The sequence below is a fragment of the Rhodophyticola sp. genome (genome assembly GCF_965284195.1).
Classification (GTDB): domain Bacteria; phylum Pseudomonadota; class Alphaproteobacteria; order Rhodobacterales; family Rhodobacteraceae; genus Rhodophyticola.
Genome location: NZ_CBDIRM010000001.1, coordinates 3,948,553 through 3,964,596 on the forward strand (window position 1 = coordinate 3,948,553; position 16,044 = coordinate 3,964,596).

Annotated in this window: 16 protein-coding genes; 12 read left to right on the forward strand and 4 right to left on the reverse strand. The window is 67.5% G+C overall.

The features are described 5' to 3' along the window. Positions 1 to 20 precede the first annotated feature (20 nt). From coaBC to ACQ651_RS19755, 7 genes are all read left to right on the forward strand, one after another. On the forward strand, positions 21 to 1,220 hold the full coding sequence (gene coaBC, locus ACQ651_RS19725) for a bifunctional phosphopantothenoylcysteine decarboxylase/phosphopantothenate--cysteine ligase CoaBC (RefSeq protein WP_430450237.1): 1,200 nt from the start codon (positions 21 to 23) through the stop codon (positions 1,218 to 1,220). 42 nt (positions 1,221 to 1,262) lie between these two features. After that, positions 1,263 to 1,739 carry a dUTP diphosphatase gene (gene dut, locus ACQ651_RS19730; RefSeq protein ID WP_430450356.1) on the forward strand — a complete coding sequence of 159 codons (477 nt, stop codon included), beginning with the start codon at positions 1,263 to 1,265 and terminating at the stop codon, positions 1,737 to 1,739. After that, positions 1,739 to 2,794, forward strand: coding sequence for a HesA/MoeB/ThiF family protein (locus ACQ651_RS19735; protein ID WP_430450238.1), 1,056 nt, complete (start codon positions 1,739 to 1,741; stop codon positions 2,792 to 2,794). Before dut ends, ACQ651_RS19735 begins: the two co-directional genes overlap by 1 nt. A 74-nt stretch (positions 2,795 to 2,868) precedes the next feature. Next, positions 2,869 to 3,657 carry a transporter substrate-binding domain-containing protein gene (locus tag ACQ651_RS19740; RefSeq protein ID WP_375550685.1) on the forward strand — a complete coding sequence of 263 codons (789 nt, stop codon included), beginning with the start codon at positions 2,869 to 2,871 and terminating at the stop codon, positions 3,655 to 3,657. 60 nt (positions 3,658 to 3,717) lie between these two features. After that, complete coding sequence (locus tag ACQ651_RS19745) at positions 3,718 to 4,521, forward strand: amino acid ABC transporter permease (RefSeq protein WP_227284505.1); 804 nt, start codon at positions 3,718 to 3,720, stop codon at positions 4,519 to 4,521. A 57-nt stretch (positions 4,522 to 4,578) separates the two neighbouring features. Continuing rightward, positions 4,579 to 5,013 carry a DUF4399 domain-containing protein gene (locus ACQ651_RS19750; protein WP_227284504.1) on the forward strand — a complete coding sequence of 145 codons (435 nt, stop codon included), beginning with the start codon at positions 4,579 to 4,581 and terminating at the stop codon, positions 5,011 to 5,013. A gap of 155 nt (positions 5,014 to 5,168) precedes the next feature. Next, positions 5,169 to 7,187, forward strand: a complete 2,019-nt coding sequence (locus ACQ651_RS19755) for a M3 family metallopeptidase (RefSeq protein WP_430450239.1) — start codon at positions 5,169 to 5,171, stop codon at positions 7,185 to 7,187. Between the two features lie 81 nt (positions 7,188 to 7,268). Here ACQ651_RS19755 and ACQ651_RS19760 read toward each other — a convergent pair whose 3' ends face one another. Continuing rightward, positions 7,269 to 8,321, reverse strand: coding sequence for an SDR family oxidoreductase (locus ACQ651_RS19760; protein WP_430450240.1), 1,053 nt, complete (start codon positions 8,319 to 8,321; stop codon positions 7,269 to 7,271). 113 nt (positions 8,322 to 8,434) lie between these two features. On the opposite strand from ACQ651_RS19760, the gene ACQ651_RS19765 reads away from it, so the two are divergent. Then, positions 8,435 to 9,001, forward strand: a complete 567-nt coding sequence (locus ACQ651_RS19765; RefSeq protein WP_430450241.1) for a TetR/AcrR family transcriptional regulator — start codon at positions 8,435 to 8,437, stop codon at positions 8,999 to 9,001. A gap of 48 nt (positions 9,002 to 9,049) precedes the next feature. Here the strand turns inward: ACQ651_RS19765 and ACQ651_RS19770 are convergent, their stop codons facing one another. Continuing rightward, a complete protein-coding gene (locus tag ACQ651_RS19770; RefSeq protein ID WP_430450242.1) occupies positions 9,050 to 9,610 on the reverse strand; it encodes an SH3 domain-containing protein in 561 nt (186 codons plus the stop codon). Between the two features lie 150 nt (positions 9,611 to 9,760). Between ACQ651_RS19770 and ACQ651_RS19775 the strand changes: the two genes are divergently transcribed. Both ACQ651_RS19775 and ACQ651_RS19780 read left to right on the forward strand, forming a co-directional pair. Continuing rightward, entirely contained in the window at positions 9,761 to 10,747 is a 987-nt protein-coding gene (locus tag ACQ651_RS19775) for a 2-hydroxyacid dehydrogenase (protein ID WP_430450243.1), read from the forward strand. 70 nt (positions 10,748 to 10,817) lie between these two features. Then, entirely contained in the window at positions 10,818 to 11,210 is a 393-nt protein-coding gene (locus ACQ651_RS19780) for a GFA family protein (RefSeq protein ID WP_430450244.1), read from the forward strand. A 23-nt stretch (positions 11,211 to 11,233) separates the two neighbouring features. On the opposite strand, the gene htpX is transcribed toward ACQ651_RS19780, so the two are convergent. Continuing rightward, complete coding sequence (htpX, locus tag ACQ651_RS19785) at positions 11,234 to 12,088, reverse strand: zinc metalloprotease HtpX (RefSeq protein WP_227284497.1); 855 nt, start codon at positions 12,086 to 12,088, stop codon at positions 11,234 to 11,236. Positions 12,089 to 12,192: 104 nt separating this feature from the next. Here htpX and uxaC point away from each other — a divergent pair, with 104 nt between their 5' ends. Both uxaC and ACQ651_RS19795 read left to right on the forward strand, forming a co-directional pair. Beyond that, positions 12,193 to 13,590 carry a glucuronate isomerase gene (gene uxaC / locus ACQ651_RS19790; RefSeq protein WP_430450245.1) on the forward strand — a complete coding sequence of 466 codons (1,398 nt, stop codon included), beginning with the start codon at positions 12,193 to 12,195 and terminating at the stop codon, positions 13,588 to 13,590. Next, positions 13,587 to 14,969 (forward strand): mannitol dehydrogenase family protein, encoded by a 1,383-nt coding sequence (locus tag ACQ651_RS19795; protein WP_430450246.1) that lies wholly within the window; start codon positions 13,587 to 13,589, stop codon positions 14,967 to 14,969. The genes uxaC and ACQ651_RS19795 overlap by 4 nt, the downstream gene beginning before the upstream one ends. Positions 14,970 to 14,985: 16 nt before the next feature. On the opposite strand, the gene ACQ651_RS19800 is transcribed toward ACQ651_RS19795, so the two are convergent. After that, positions 14,986 to 15,888, reverse strand: coding sequence for a sugar kinase (locus tag ACQ651_RS19800; protein ID WP_430450247.1), 903 nt, complete (start codon positions 15,886 to 15,888; stop codon positions 14,986 to 14,988). Positions 15,889 to 16,044 lie beyond the last annotated feature (156 nt).

A 16,044-nucleotide genomic window follows, 5' to 3' on the forward strand; every position in this document is an offset into this window, starting at 1 on the left:
GACCTGAGAAGAGGGCCGCCATGCTGACCGGAAAACGAATCTTGCTCATCATCGGGGGTGGAATCGCCGCGTTCAAGGCGTTGGATCTGATCCGGCGCTTGCGGGACCAGGGCGCCAGCGTGGTGCCCGTACTGACGAAGGCAGGCGAGGAGTTCGTGACTCCGCTCAGCGCGTCGGCCCTGGCTGCGCAGAAGGTCTACCGGGATCTGTTCGATCTGACGGATGAGGCCGAGATGGGCCATATCGAGCTGAGCCGCGCCGCCGATCTGGTGGTGGTGGCGCCCGCGACTGCGGATCTGATGGCCAAGATGGCGGGCGGGCACGCCAACGATCTGGCCTCCACCCTGCTGATGGCGACGGACAAGCGTGTGCTGATCGCGCCCGCGATGAATGTGCGGATGTGGGAGCATCCCGCGACGCAGCGGAACCTGGCCGTGCTGCGGGGTGACGGCGTGCATGTGGTGGGGCCGGACGAGGGCAACATGGCCTGTGGCGAATACGGGCCCGGGCGCATGGCCGAGGTGCCCGATATCGTCGCCGCGATCGGCGCGGCACTGGGCGACGGGCCGCTGAAGGGCCGCCATGCGATCGTGACCTCGGGGCCGACCCACGAGCCGATCGACCCGGTTCGATACATTGCCAACCGGTCGTCGGGTGCGCAGGGCGCGGCCATTGCCGCCGCGCTGCGGGATCTGGGCGCGCGGGTGACATTCGTGACCGGCCCCGCAACGGTGCCGCCGCCCGAGGGCGTGGCGGTGACGCGGGTCGAGACCGCACGCGAGATGGCCGAGGCGGTGGCGGCGGCGCATCCCGCGGATGTGGCGGTCTTCGCTGCGGCGGTGGCCGACTGGCGGGTGGAAAACGCCGCGGCCGAGAAGATGAAGAAAGGCGCCGGCGGGCTGCCGGTTCTGGCCTTCGCGGAGAATCCGGATATCCTGGCCGACGTGGCGAAAATGGGCGCGGGCCGGCCCGCGCTGGTGGTGGGCTTCGCCGCCGAGACCGAGGATGTGGTGGCCCATGCGCGCGCCAAGCTGGACCGCAAGGGATGCGACTGGATCGTGGCCAACGATGTCTCGCCAGAAACCGGGATCATGGGCGGGGCGGAAAACGCCGTGCATCTGGTGACCGCAACCGGCGTCGAAGACTGGCCGCGGATGGCCAAGGGGGAGGTCGCCCGGCGGCTCGCCGCACGGATCGCGACGGAACTCGGCACCGGTTGAGGGCGCCGGAGCCTCCGGCGGGGATTTTTTGAAGCAGAGAAGCTGGCGGCGATGAGCATTGATGTGCGGGTGATGCGGGAAGACTGGGCCGATCCGGGGGTGGCGCTGCCGGAGTATGCCACGGGCGGCGCGGCGGGCGCCGATCTGCGGGCGAATTTCGCACCGGAGGAGCGGGCGGCGGGCCTGACCCTGCGCCCGATGGAGCGGCGGATCGTGCCCACGGGCCTGCGCGTGGCGGTGCCGGATGGGTTCGAGATGCAGATCAGGCCGCGCTCGGGGCTGGCGCTCAGGCACGGGATCACCTTGCCCAACACACCCGGCACGATCGACAGCGACTATCGCGGCCCCCTGGGGGTGCTGTTGGTGAATTTTGGCGTCGAGGCCTATCACATCGCCCATGGCGACCGGATCGCGCAGGCCGTCGTGGCGCCGGTGGTGCAGGCGAAGTTCCGCGTCGTCGACCGGCTGGAGGATACCGTGCGGGGCGCGGGCGGTTTCGGCTCCACAGGGGTTGGCTGATGCTGTTCGTTCTGGGCCTTGCGGGCGTGATCTGGGGTATCGGCGCGCTGATGGGCGCGCCGCGTCAGGCGCGGTTCTACATGCTGGGGCTGCTCTATGTGGCGGTTCTGGCGGTGCAGGTCGCCCTGCCCGACGGGCATCCGCTGCGCGAAGCCACCGGAAGCTCGCCCGCGCTGTGGCTGATCCTTGGCGGCATGGTGGTGCTGGTTCTGGCCTATCGGGCGGCCCTGGGCCAGGTGCGCAACCGGGCCAGAGCGGCGGAGCAGCGTGTGGACGGGGTGGCCACGGCCAGTCATGGAGGGCCATTTTCGGGCGATGAGCTGGAGCGCTATGCCCGCCACATCACCCTGCCCGATATCGGCGGGCGCGGGCAGCACGCGCTGAAGGAGGCGCGGGTGCTGGTCGTGGGGGCCGGCGGGCTTGGCTCGCCCGCGCTGCTTTATCTTGCGGCGGCCGGGGTCGGAACCATCGGCGTGATCGACGGCGATGTGGTGGATCTGTCAAATCTCCAGCGGCAGGTGATCCACACCGATCAGCGTCAGGAGATGCCCAAGGTCTTTTCCGCCGAGATCGCGATGAAGGCGCTGAACCCGTTCGTCGCGGTGAAGCCCTATAATCGGGCGCTGAGCGCCGAGATCGCGGAAGAGCTTTTCGCCGAATACGATCTGATACTGGACGGGACCGACAGCTATGCGACCCGGGCCCTGATCAACGCCGCCGCGCAGGCCAGCGGACGGCCGGTGATGGCCGGCGCGATCTCCGCATGGGAGGGGCAGGTGACACTTTACGATCCCGCGGGCGGCGCGCCCTGTTTCGCCTGCATCTTCCCGCAGGCGCCGGCCCCGGGCCTGTCTGCGACCTGCGCCGAGACCGGAGTGATCGGGGCGCTGCCGGGCGTGATCGGCGCGATGATGGCGCTGGAGGCGGTCAAGGAGATCACCGGTGCGGGCGACGGCCTGCGGGGAAGGATGCTGATTTACGATGCGTTTCACGCCGAGACGCGGATCATTTCGCTGAAACGGAGGGCAGATTGCATGGTTTGCGGGCAGGACTGACCGCGCCGCCCCTTGCCCTTGTCCTGCGGCTCGCCATACTCAACCGCCATAACCAACAGGGAGTACCTGACCCCATGAAACATCTGCTTGCCGCCACGGCCCTTCTGGCCGCCACCGCCACGATTGCCGCTGCCCAGGATCTGCCGGATCTTGACGGGCGCGAGGTGGTGGTGGTGACCGAAAACGCCTATCCGCCGCTGCAATTCGTCGATCCCGCGTCGGGGGAGGCGATCGGCTGGGAGTATGACGCGATGGAGATCATCGCCGAGCGGTTGAACATCAATGTCGTCTACGAGAACATCAGCTGGGACGCGATGATCCCGGCGGTGTCCGAGGCCCAGTACGATATAGGCATGACGGGCATCACCATCCGGGAGGACCGGGACGAACTGGTGGATTTCTCGGACCCTTACATGGTCAGCCAGATGCGGATGCTGGTCCGCGCCAACGAGGACCGGTTCGCCACCGCCGAGGAATTCGCCGCCGATGACGACCTGCTGCTTGGCACGCAGGCCGGGATTACCCCCTTCTACGTGGGGGTTTACGAAGTGCTGGACGGCAATGAAGCCAATCCGCGGATCGTGCTTCTGGAAACCATCCCGGCGGCGGTTCAGGCCCTGCTCAGCGATGATGTGGACATGGTGCTGAGCGACAGCGCCGGCGGCGAGGCCTATGTCAACGCCAATCCCGAGCGGCTGAAAATGGTGGGCGAGCCGCTTGGCACCGAAGAGTTCGGCTTCATCTTCCCCAACGGCTCCGATCTGGTGGCGCCGATCAATGCGGCCATCGCCTCGATGCGGGCCGACGGGACGCTGGACATGCTCAACCAGCGCTGGTTCGTAGAATACTCGCTCGGCCAGTAAGGCGTTCCCGATGCCGCGATTTTCCGCCCTGGCCCGTTCGGGCCGGGGCCCGTCCCGCACATGATGCCGTCCGCGCCGCCGGATCGCGATTTCCCCTGGTGGCTGGTGGCGATCGTGGGTCTCGGGATCTATGCGCTGTGGCAGGTGCTGACCGACGCGGTCTATCTGCAGGTCCTCGACACGCTGCGTCAGGGTATCCTGATCACGATTTTCGTCACGCTGGTCGGGTTTGCCATGGCTGCGTCGATGGGAATGCTGCTGGCGATCGCCAGCCTGTCGCGGAGCCTGATCCTGCGCCAGATGGCGCGGTTCTATGTGGAGATCATTCGCGGCATCCCGATCATCGTCCTGCTGCTCTATGTGGCCTTCGTCTTCGCCCCCGCGCTGGTGGCGTCGTATAACTGGGTGGCCGAACTGGTGGGTGCCGAAGCGATCCGCACCCGTGATTTTCCACTGCTCTGGCGCGCGATCATCGCGCTGGCCATCGGTTATTCCGCTTTCATCGCCGAGGTGTTCCGCGCCGGTCTGCAATCGGTGGACCGCGGCCAGATCGAAGCCGCCGAAGCCCTGGGCATGGGCCGTTGGCTGCGCTTCCGCTTCATCATCTTTCCGCAGGCGATCCGCACGATCCTGCCGCCGCTTGGCAACGACTTCGTCGCCATGGTGAAGGATTCCAGCCTTGTCTCGGTTCTGGGCGTGCTGGACATCACGCAACTGGGCAAGGTCACCGCGGCCAGCAATTTCCGCTATTTCGAAACCTACAACGTTGTGGCGCTGATCTACCTGACGATGACCATCACGCTGTCGATGGGGCTGCGGCGGCTGGAACGCTATATGCGGCAGGGGCAGGATCGCGGGACTTGAGCGGCGGCCGCGCTATCTTCCCCAAGGTCACATGACGACAGAGGAGGAGGATGTCACATGCGGTCACTTCTGTTCGCGGCGGCCCTGGTCATGGCCGCGCCTGCCTTGGCGCAGGACACGCCCTCGGCGGAGGGCACGGAGTTGTACTTCATCGGTCTGGAAGACGGCGACACGGTCAGCAGCCCGCTGACGATCTATTTCGGGCTGCGCGGGATGGGTGTGGCGCCGGCCGGCACCGAGGTGGACAATACCGGCCACCACCATCTGCTGGTGAACCGCCCGCCGCTTGGCGAAGGATTCTTCGGCGAGGAGGAGTTCGAGCTTGCCCTGCCGACGGATGAAAACCACCGGCATTTCGGGGGCGGCCAGACACAGATGACGCTGGAACTGCCGCCCGGCGATCACACGCTGCAACTGGTTCTGGGCGATCACGGGCATGTGCCGCACAACCCGCCCGTGGTCAGCGAGGTGATCACGGTCACGGTGGAGTAGCGCAGGCCCCGGCCGATGCGTCCGGCGAGCGGCCTGCCTGCGGGATATGAGGGGCACGAAACCCCGGGACATGGCGGATATCCGCGGTTCGGGGCAGAACGGGTCTGGCATGTCGGGCGCGTATCCTTACCTTCTGGAACAAAGGAGACCCGCCCATGACCAACCCGCTCTTGCAAGACTGGACCACGCCTTTCGAACTGCCGCCGTTCGAGGCGATCCGGGACGAGGATTTCGCCCCCGCGCTGGATGCGGCGCTGGATGCGGGCCGCGCGGCCTATGAGGCGATTGCGGAAAACCCCGAGCCCCCCACATTCGCCAACACGATCGAGGCGATGGAACTGGCCGATGAGACGCTGGACCGGGTTGCGGGCGTGTTCTTAAACCTCGTCGGGGCCGATGCGACCCCCGCGCGCGAGGCGTTGCAGCGCGATTATGCCCCGAGATTTTCCGCCTATTACTCGGAGATCACCAACAATCGCGCGCTCTGGCAGCGGATCAAGACGCTGTGGGAGACCCGCGACACCCTGAATCTGACGGCTGAGCAGGCGCGGGTTCTGATGCTGACCCATCGCAGTTTCACCCGCGCGGGGGCCGCCTTGGAAGGGGCGGCGTCGGAGCGGCTGACCGAGGTGAAGAGCCGTCTGGCGGTTCTGGGCACCAGCTTCATGCAGAACCTGCTGGCGGACGAGCGTGACTGGTTCATGGAACTGGACGAGGCCGATCTTGAAGGGCTGCCGGACTTCGCTATCGCCGCCGCGCGCGCCGCGGGCGAGGAAAAGGGCGTGGACGGCCCGGTGGTGACCCTGTCGCGGTCGATCATCGTGCCGTTCCTGCAATTCTCGCCGCGGCGCGATCTGCGCGAGATCGCCTACAAGGCCTGGACCGCGCGCGGGGCCAATGGCGGCGAGACCGACAATCGCGAGATCGCGCGCGAGACATTGCGCCTGCGCGAGGAGCGGGCCGGGCTGCTCGGCTATGACACATTCGCGGATTTCAAGCTGGAAACCGAAATGGCCAAACACCCCGGCGCGGTGCGCGATCTGCTGATGCAGGTCTGGGAGCCGGCGAAGGCTCAGGCCGACGCGGATGCCGAAAAGCTGACCGCGATGATGCACGCGGACGGGGTGAACGTGGATCTGGAACCCTGGGACTGGCGCTATTACTCCGAAAAGCGGCGCAAGGCGGAGCATGATCTCGACGAGGCGGCGCTGAAGCCGTATCTGCAGCTCGACGCGATGATCGACGCGGCGTTCGATTGCGCCAACCGTCTGTTCGGGCTGGAGTTTTCACCGCTCGACGTCACGCTTTACCATGCCGACGCGCGGGCCTGGGAGGTTACGCGAAACGGCGAACATCTGGCCGTTTTCATCGGGGATTACTTCGCGCGCAGCTCCAAACGCTCCGGCGCGTGGTGTTCGGCGATGCGGTCCCAGAAGAAGCTGGGCGGGGAGACCCGGCCGATCGTGATGAATGTCTGCAACTTCGCCAAGGGCGATCCGGCGCTTCTGTCCTATGACGATGCGCGGACGCTGTTTCATGAGTTCGGGCATGCGCTGCACCAGATGCTGAGCGACGTGACCTATGGCTCGATCTCGGGCACCTCGGTTGCACGGGATTTCGTGGAGCTGCCCAGCCAGCTCTACGAGCACTGGCTGGAAGTGCCGGAAGTTCTTGAAAAACATGCAAAACATGCACGCACCGGGGAGCCGATGCCGAAGCAGCTTCTGGACCGGCTTCTGGCGGCGCAGACCTATGACATGGGGTTCCAGACGGTGGAGTATGTCGCTTCGGCTCTTGTCGATCTGGATTTTCACCATGGTCCGGCGCCGTCCGATCCGATGGCCGCGCAGGCCGAAACGCTGGCGCGGATCGGCATGCCGCACGCCATCGGAATGCGCCACGCGACGCCCCATTTCGCCCATGTTTTCGCGGGCGACGGCTATTCTTCGGGCTATTACAGCTACATGTGGTCCGAGGTGATGGATGCCGACGCGTTCGAGGCGTTCGAGGAGGCGGGCGACCCCTTCGATGCCGAGACCGCGAAACTCCTTGAAACGCATATCCTTTCCGCCGGCGGAAGCCGGGAGGCGGATGCGCTTTACACGGCCTTTCGGGGGCGGATGCCGGGGGTGGAGGCGCTTCTGAAGGGGCGGGGTCTGGACAAGGTCGCCTGAGGCGCGGCGGTGGCGCAGGTATAACAATCGTATATCAATTTGCCGCCGGACCGGGGCCGTCCCTCCGCCGTGGGCCGCGTATCAGACCAGCCCCTTGCCGATCAGGTCGCGGGCGCAATCCCTGATGCTTTCGGCCGGGGGCCGGGCGCTCCAGCCCAGCATCCGGTGCGCCTTGTCGGCGCTGACCCGGCGGCGCACGCCAAGTTCCGGGATCACCTGCTGCATGGCGGGCGTGACCGTGGCCAGAAGCCGGAATAGCCAGCTTGGCAGGTTCCGCGACGGGATCTTGCGGGCGCGGTCCGGCAGGGTCGCCTTCAAGACGTCGCCGATCTCGCGGAACATCATGTAATCGGCGGTGACCAGAAACCGCTCCCCTGCCGCTTTGGGGCGTTCCATCGCCAGAAGATGCGCCGCGGCCACGTCGCGCACATCCACGATCTCGAAGCCGAAATCGGGATAGGCGGGGACCTTGCCGGTCAGAAGCTGCGTCACCAGTTCAAGCGAGGCGGATCCGTCGCGCCCGACCAGCGGGCCGAGCACGGCGGAGGGGTTGATGGTGGCCAGTTCCATCGGGCCGCCATCGCTGTCCATGAATGCCCAGGCGGCGCGCTCGGCAATGGTCTTGGAGCGCGTATAGGCGGTGTTGTCCGCGAGATTGTCGGGGTTCGACCAGAGCGTTTCATCGGCCATCGCGGGCCGGTCCGGCCCGTGGCCATAGGCGACGGCGGCCATCGAAGAGGTGAGCACCACCCGCTTCACCCCGGCGGCGCGGGCAAACCGCAAGGCGCGCAGGGCGCCGTCGCGGGCCGGCGCGATCAGCTCGTCCGGATCCTTCGGCTGGTTCGGCGGAAAGGGGGAGGCCACATGCTGCACGAAGCTGACGCCCTCCATCGCCCCGGCCCATCCGTCATCGGCACCGAGATCGACGGTGGCGAAGTCGAGCCCGGCGGCGCGGTCGGTATGGGCGGCGAAGGCAGCGCGCAGATCCGGGGCCTTGTCGAGCCTGCGCAGCGTGCCGCGCACGCGGTAGCCTTTGTGCAGCAACTGCAGGATCACATGCTGCGCGATGAACCCGCTGGCGCCGGTCACCAGCACAAGGGGGCCGGCGGGGCCGTCTTCGGTGGCGTCTGTCATCGCGGCCATCCTTCCGGGGCTTGGTCTTGCCAGAACAACTCTGACAGTCTAGGCAGAAAATGTCAGCCAATGACTGACAAAATATACAATATATGTCAATAACGTTTGTGGCCATGCCTGACGAAAAACACACCCATCTGATCCACGCCGCGATGGAGGCGTTTCTGCTGTACGGCTTCCGGCGCACGTCGATGGAGGATATCGCGCAGCAGGCGGGCGTGTCGCGGGCCGCGCTCTATCTGCATTTCAGGAACAAGCGCGATGTGTTCCGGTCCGCCACGGCGGTGATGTTCGCCGAGGCGGTGGAGCGGTTTCAGGCCGCGCTGGTGCCCGGCGACGATGTGGCGGAAACCTTGCTGCGGGCCTTTCTGGAAAAGAACGGCCCGCTTACGGAACGTGTGTTCGCCTCGCCCCACGGGGCGGAACTGATGGGGACGGGGCTGGAGGTGGCCTGCGATATCGCGGCCGAGGCCGATGCGAAGTTCATCGCCGCGATGACCACGTATTTCAGCGCGGTCCAGACCCGTCTGGGGAGCGATGGCAGCGTTGCCCCCGACGCGCTGGCCGATATGGTTCTGCGCGCGCTTTACGGCGTCAAGGAGCCCGGCGCCGCGACCGAGACATACCATGAGCGGCTGAGGCTTCTGGCGGCATCGGTGGCGGCCTTGCTGAACGCCTGACGAGGGGCGGCCGATCCGGGCATTCCGGGCGCGCGCGGCGGGGCCGCGTCAGTCGACGATCTCGCCCGGTTCGACCCCCCAGAGGGCGCTGACCGGAACCCAGCCCCAATGCCCGCCGGTGCTGATCCGGCACCATTCGCCGTTGCATTCCTCCAGCCGGGCGACCACGCCAAGCTCGGCCTGCGCGCGCACGGGCGAGGCGGGATCGGGGCGCTGATGCATCTGGAGCATGTCGGATTCGACAATCGCGGTGCGCACGCCCGACAGAAGCGAGTAATGCATCCAGCCGCCGGCCCCGTCGCGGTCCACCACGCGGCGCCAGTGGCCATATTCGGCCACCACCATCATCGGCATGTTCCTGCGTTGAAAGACCCAGTCGATCCGGTGGCTGCGCGACGGGCCGCGCCGGGCGTTTGCCTCGCCCGCCTTGAGCGACACATAGCGCGGGATCGGAAAGCCGGTGACGGCGCCGGTGCGCGGCGTGGCGGTGGCGATCACGCCGGTGATCTCGACTTCGGGGCGGGGGGTGGGCGCGGTGTCCTGCGCCACACCGGGCGTTGCGACGGCCAGCGCCGTCGCGAGAAGGGCAATACGGGAAATGGTCCGCATCGGGGATGTGCCTGTCATATTGTCCCGGCCGGTGTCGCGCCGGCCTCAACTGCTGTTTTTGTCGCGGTTTTCGGGCCGCATCTTGCGCCGCAGCCTTGGATCAGAGAGTGTCACGGCAGGCGCAGAAATGCCAGCGAAGGGATTGCCGGGATGCCAGGTCAGAAGCTGAGTGTTGTCGTAACGCGACGGTTGCCCGAGGTCGTCGAAACGCGGATGAGCGAGTTGTTCGATGTGGAACTGCGCGAGGCCGATACCAAGATGGACAAGGCCGAACTGGTCGCCGCCATGACCCGGGCGGATGTTCTGGTGCCTTGCGTGACCGACCATATCGACGCGGGCATGCTGGGTCAGGCGGGCAACCGGCTGAAGCTGATCGCGAATTACGGCGCGGGTGTGGACCATATCGACGTGTCCACCGCCCGGCAGCGGGGCATTCTGGTGAGCAACACGCCGGGCGTGATGACCGACGACACGGCGGATATGACCATCGCGCTGATGCTGGCGGTGACCCGGCGGATCCCCGAAGGGCTGTCTGTCATGCAGGAGGGGCGCTGGACCGGGTGGGCGCCGACCGCCTATATGGGCAGCCGGATCGGCGGCAAGCGGCTGGGCATTCTGGGGATGGGCCGGATCGGGCAGGCGGTGGCGCGCCGGGCGGCGGCCTTCGGCATGCAGGTGCATTACCACAATCGCCGGCGGCTGCATGAGGATATCGAGACCGCGCTGGAGGCGACCTATTGGGAAAGCCTCGACCAGATGCTGGCGCGGGTCGACGTGCTGAGCATCAATTGCCCGCACACGCCCTCGACCTTCCATCTGATGAATGCGCGGCGTCTGAAACTGATGAAGCCCGGCGCGGTGATCGTGAACACGTCACGCGGCGAGGTGATCGACGAAAACGCGCTGACCCGGATGCTGCGCGCGGGCGATCTGGGCGGGGCGGGGCTGGACGTGTTCGAGCGCGGCCATGAGGTGAACCCCCGGCTGCGGGAATTGGAGAATGTCGTACTCCTGCCGCATATGGGCTCGGCCACGCTGGAGGGCCGCGTCGAGATGGGGGAGAAGGTGCTGATCAACATCAAGACCTTCGATGACGGGCACCGCCCGCCCGATCTGGTCGTGCCGTCGATGCTGTGACGGAACGGCGTTGTCCTTCCGGACGGCGTCGCGCGGGTCCGGGCCGGGACGTATTGAAGGATGTGGTGTGATGGAGCGGTTCACGGGCGGGTGTCTTTGCGGCAAGGTCAGGATCGTGGCGTCGGGGCCGCCGCGCCGCGTGGGGATCTGCCATTGCCTTGACTGCCGCAAGCATCACGGCGCGCTGTTCTACGCGGCCGCGATGTTCCCGTCGGAGGCGGTGACCGTGGAGGGCGACCCGCGAGATTATCGGGGGCGGTTCTTCTGCCCCGTCTGCGGCGGGTCGGTCTTCGCGCGCAGCGGCGACGAGGTCGAACTGCATCTGGGCGCGCTTGACGCGCCGGACCGGCTGAAACCGGATTATGAATGCTGGACCGTGCGGCGGGAGGCATGGCTGCCGGCTTTCCCGGAGATCGAGCGCTTCGAGCGTGACCCCGACGATACGGACGCGGCCGGCGCGTAAGGCGCGGCCGCCGCACGCGCTCCTCAGGCCCAGGGCCCGCCTGTTCCGCCCGCCATCTCCCGCAGCTTGGCAATTCGGTTGGCCGTGTCCGGATGGGTGGAGAACAGCCGGTCATGGGCGTGGGCATGGAGCGGGTTGATGATGAACATATGCGCGGTGGCCGGGTTCCGTTCGGCGGTGTTCATGTCGATCCGCTGGGCGAAGGTGGCGATTTTCGACAGCGCCGAGGCGAGCCAGAGCGGCTGGCCGCAGATCTCCGCCCCGATCCTGTCGGCCTCGTATTCCCGCGCGCGGCTGATCGCCATCTGCACCAGCGCCGCCGCGAGGGGCGCCAGGATCATCGTCGCCAGAAGCCCGACGATGCCAAGCGGATTGTCCCGCCCGCCGCGAAAGAAGAAGGCGAAATTGGCAAGCAGGCCGATGGCGCCCGCCAGCGTGGCGGTGATGGTCATGATCAGCGTGTCGCGGTTCTGGATATGGGCAAGCTCATGGGCCATGACGCCCGCGATCTCTTCGCGCGACAGGCCCCGCAGCAGGCCGGTGGTGGCCGCGACGGCGGCATTTTCGGGGTTGCGGCCGGTGGCGAAGGCGTTCGGCTGATCGGTGTCTATCAGATAGACCTTGGGGCGGGGCATCCCGGCCTTGTCGGCCAGCTCGTGGACCAGCCCCACCAGATCGGGCGCGGTCTGCGCGCTGACCTCGCGCGCGTTGTGCATCCGCAGGACCATTTTGTCCGACCGCCACCACGCGAAGAGGTTCATCGCGGCCGCCAGCATCAGGGCGACGATCAGGCCGGTCTGGCCGCCCAGCATCAGCCCGACGCCGCCGAAAAGCGCCGTCATCGCCGCCAGAAGCATCGCCGTGCGCAGATATCCCATCCGTCAGATCTCCATATAGCCGGGTGAAAACGCATGTGGGGACCGGTTGGTTTCCACTCAAGAGGCCCCCTTGCCATGACGGGCGACGGGGCTAGGGTGCCTGCATGGGCAAGCTGAGCGCGGATCATCTGATTATCGGACGGAGCGGGCTGGCCCGCGCGCTTTACGACACCGTGCGGGACCTGCCGATCATCAGCCCCCATGGCCATTGCGACCCGGAATGGTTTGCAACCGACGCGCCGTTTTCGGACCCCGCAAATCTGTTGATCGTGCCCGATCATTACGTGCTGAGGATGCTGGTGAGCCAGGGCGTGCGGCTGGAGGATATGGGCGTGGCGCGGCGCGACGGCGCGCCGGTGGAGACCGATCCGCGCGCCATCTGGCGGCGGTTCGCGGGCCAGTACCATCTGTTCGCGGGCACGCCGACCCGGCTATGGCTGGATTACACCTTCGAGATGCTTTTCGGGCTGGAGACGCCGCCTGGCCCGGAGACGGCGGATGCCACCTACGACAAAATTGCCGCCTGTCTGGCGCGGGACGGGTTCCGGCCCCGGGCGCTGTTCGGGCGGTTCGGGATCGAGGTGCTGGCCACCACCGAAGGGGCGCTGGACCCGCTGGAGCACCACGCCGCGATCCGCGACAGCGGGTGGGACGGCCGGGTGATCACGAGCTACCGGCCCGATCAGGTGACCGATCCGGAGCATGAAGGCTTTGCCGAGGCGCTGGACCGGCTGGCGGAGATCACCGGCGGCGAGACCGACACCTATGCCGGCTATCTGGAGGCGCATCGCGTCCGCCGCGCCCGGTTCCGTACCCATGGCGCGACGGCGACGGATCACGGCCACCCGACGGCGGACACCGCCGATCTGTTCGCAAGCGACGCCGCCGAGCTGTATGACCGGATCCGGCGGGGCCGGGCCGAACCCGGGGACGCAGGCCTGTTCCGGGCGCAGATGCTGACCGAAATGGCGCGGATGAGCGCCGAGGACGGGATGGTCATGCAGATCCATCCGGGCAGCTATCGCAACCATAATGCGGGCGTCTTCAGAGCGTTCGGGCGCGACAAGGGCTTCGATATCCCGACGCGCACCGATTATGTCACCGCCCTGCGCCCGCTGCTGAACGCGGTCGGGATGGAGCCGAACCTGACCGTGATCCTGTTCACTCTGGACGAAAGCGCCTATGCGCGCGAACTGGCGCCGCTGGCAGGCGCCTATCCCTGCCTGCGGCTGGGGCCGGCATGGTGGTTCCATGACAGCCCCGAGGGGATGCGCCGGTTCCGCGAGATGACGACTGAGACGGCGGGATTTTACAACACCGTCGGCTTCAATGACGACACCCGCGCCTTTCCGTCGATCCCGGCACGGCACGACATGGCCCGGCGCGTCGATTGCGCCTATCTGGCGCGTCTGGTGGATGACGGACGCCTGCGCGAGGCGGAGGCGTTCGGGATCGCCCGGACCCTGACCGTGGATCTGCCGCGGCAGGCGTATCGGCTGTGAGATTGTCGCCCCGGACCCTGGCCGAGACGCGGAATGCGGCGCGGCCCGCCTATGACCGCGCGCGGGTGACGCCGGGGATCGTGCATCTGGGCTTGGGCAATTTCCACCGGGCGCATCAGGCGGTCTATGTGGATGACTGTCTGGCCGCCATGCCCGACTGGGGCATTCGCGGCGTGTCGCTGCGTCGGCCCGATATGCGTGATGCGCTGGCCCCGCAGTCGGGGCTCTACACGCTGGCCATACGGGATGGGGAGGGGACGCGGGCGCGGATCATCGGCGCGGTGCTGGATGTTCTGGTCGCCACGGAGGCGGGGGGCGGCGTTCTGGCGGCGCTTTGCGACCCGGCGATCCGGATCGTCAGCCTGACGGTGACCGAAAAGGGGTATTGCCGCGACGGGGCGGGCGATCTGGCGTTGGAACATCCGGCGGTTGCCGCCGATCTGGCGATGCCCGAGAGCCCCGGTTCGGTGCCCGGCCTGCTGGTCGAGGCGCTCAGGCGGCGGCGGGCCGCGGGCGTGGCGCCCTTTACGGTGCTGAGCTGTGACAACCTGCCGGACAATGGCGCGACGCTGGCCCGGATCGTGACGCAGTTCGCCCGGCAGCGTGACGCGGGTCTGGCCGACTGGATCGCCGCGGAGGTGGCCTTTCCGGCAAGCATGGTGGACCGGATCGTGCCCGCCACGGGCGATGGGGATCTGGCCGAGATCGCGGCGCTGACCGGGGTGGAGGATGCCTGGCCCGTGGTGACGGAGCCGTTTTGCCAATGGGTGATCGAGGACCGCTTTCCCGCCGGGCGGCCCGATCTTGCGGCGGCGGGCGTGGAGTTCGTGGACGATGTGGCGCCCTATGAAAAGATGAAGCTCAGGATGCTGAACGGGGCCCATTCGACCTTGGCCTATCTGGGCCAGCTTGGGCATCACGAGACGGTCGCCGACGTGATGGAGGATGCGGAGCTGGCCGCGCTGGTGGCCGAGGTGATGCGGGAGGCGGCGGGTACGCTGCCCCTGCCTGCGGCCGATATGGCGGATTATGCGGCGCGGTTGCAGGCGCGGTTCCGCAACCCGGCGCTGCATCACCGAACGGCGCAGATCGCCATGGATGGCAGCCAGAAACTGCCGCAGCGTCTGCTGGCCCCGATCGCGGAGGCGCAGGCGGCGGGCAGGCCATGGGCGGCGATGGGCCGGGGCGTGGCGGGCTGGATCGCCTATGTGCTGGCCCGGGACGGCGCGGTGGAGGATCCGCTGGCCGGGCCGTTGCGGGCCGCGGCCGCGACCGGGCCGGAGGCGATCCTGTCGCTGCGGGCGTTGTTCGGTGATCTAGCCGATGCGCGCTGGTTCACAGATGCGATGCTGGCGGAGGTCGCGCGGCGGCGGAGCTAGCGGGGGTGCCCGGCGTTCAGACCGCGCAAAGCGCGCCGCGCTCGCCGATGACCTTGCCGGCAAGCGCATGGGCGGCGCGCGCGGCCTCCGGCTCGGGCGCGCCGGTCAGCCGGGCGGCCAGGTAGGCGGCGTTGAAACTGTCCCCGGCCCCGGTGGTGTCCACCGGGGCGACACGGCCCGCGGGCGCGACCTGCCACGTGCCCCGGTCGCTCACGATCCGCGCGGGGCCCGGCCCGCTTTTCACCACCACCTCCGCCACGCCCGCGCCGCGATAGCGGGCGATCACGGCCTCTTCGTTCGCATCGTCGCACAGTGCGGCCTCGTCGGGCCATGTGGGCAGGGCAATCGTGGCGGCGCCGGCGGCGGCCATCAGCGTTTCGCGCATGATCCGGGGCGTTTCCCAGAGGCCGGGGCGGAGATTGCTGTCGAAGGCGACATCCCGCCCGGTCGCCTTGACCTGAGCGAGGATCGTCAGCAGCGTGTCCCGCGCCTGCGGCGACAGGATCGCCAGGGTGATGCCCGAGACATAGATCAGATCGGCGCCGTCCGTGGCGCGGGCCAGTTGATCGGGGTCATCGGCCAGATGCCGCGCCGCCGACGCGCTGCGCCAATAGGTGAAGCTGCGCTCGCCGCTGGAATCGGTGTCGATCATGTAAAGACCGGGCGTGGCGCGGGGCAGCCGGGTGACCGCATCGGTCGCGATCCCGCTTTCGGCCATGAAGGCCAGCATCCGGTCCGACATCGGATCGGTCCCGATGCAGGTCAGATACGCCACCTCCCAGCTTGCGGGGAGCACGCGGCGCATGTGCCAGGCGGTGTTGAACGTATCGCCGGCGAAGCCCTGCCGGTAGGTGCCGGGCGCGCTTGCGGCCAGTTCGACCATGCATTCGCCGATGGAGAGGATGCGTTTGTGTGACATGGGCCGCAGTGAACAACCAAATCCCGGGATAGGCCAGCAGGTTTCTTGCGCGCACCCCGGCGGGGGCGGAGGGGCGCGCATGTCGTTTTCGCGCGGGCTTAGGTCGAATAGCGCAGGATTGTCGCGCGGCGCTCTGGCATGGAAGATGGGACGATC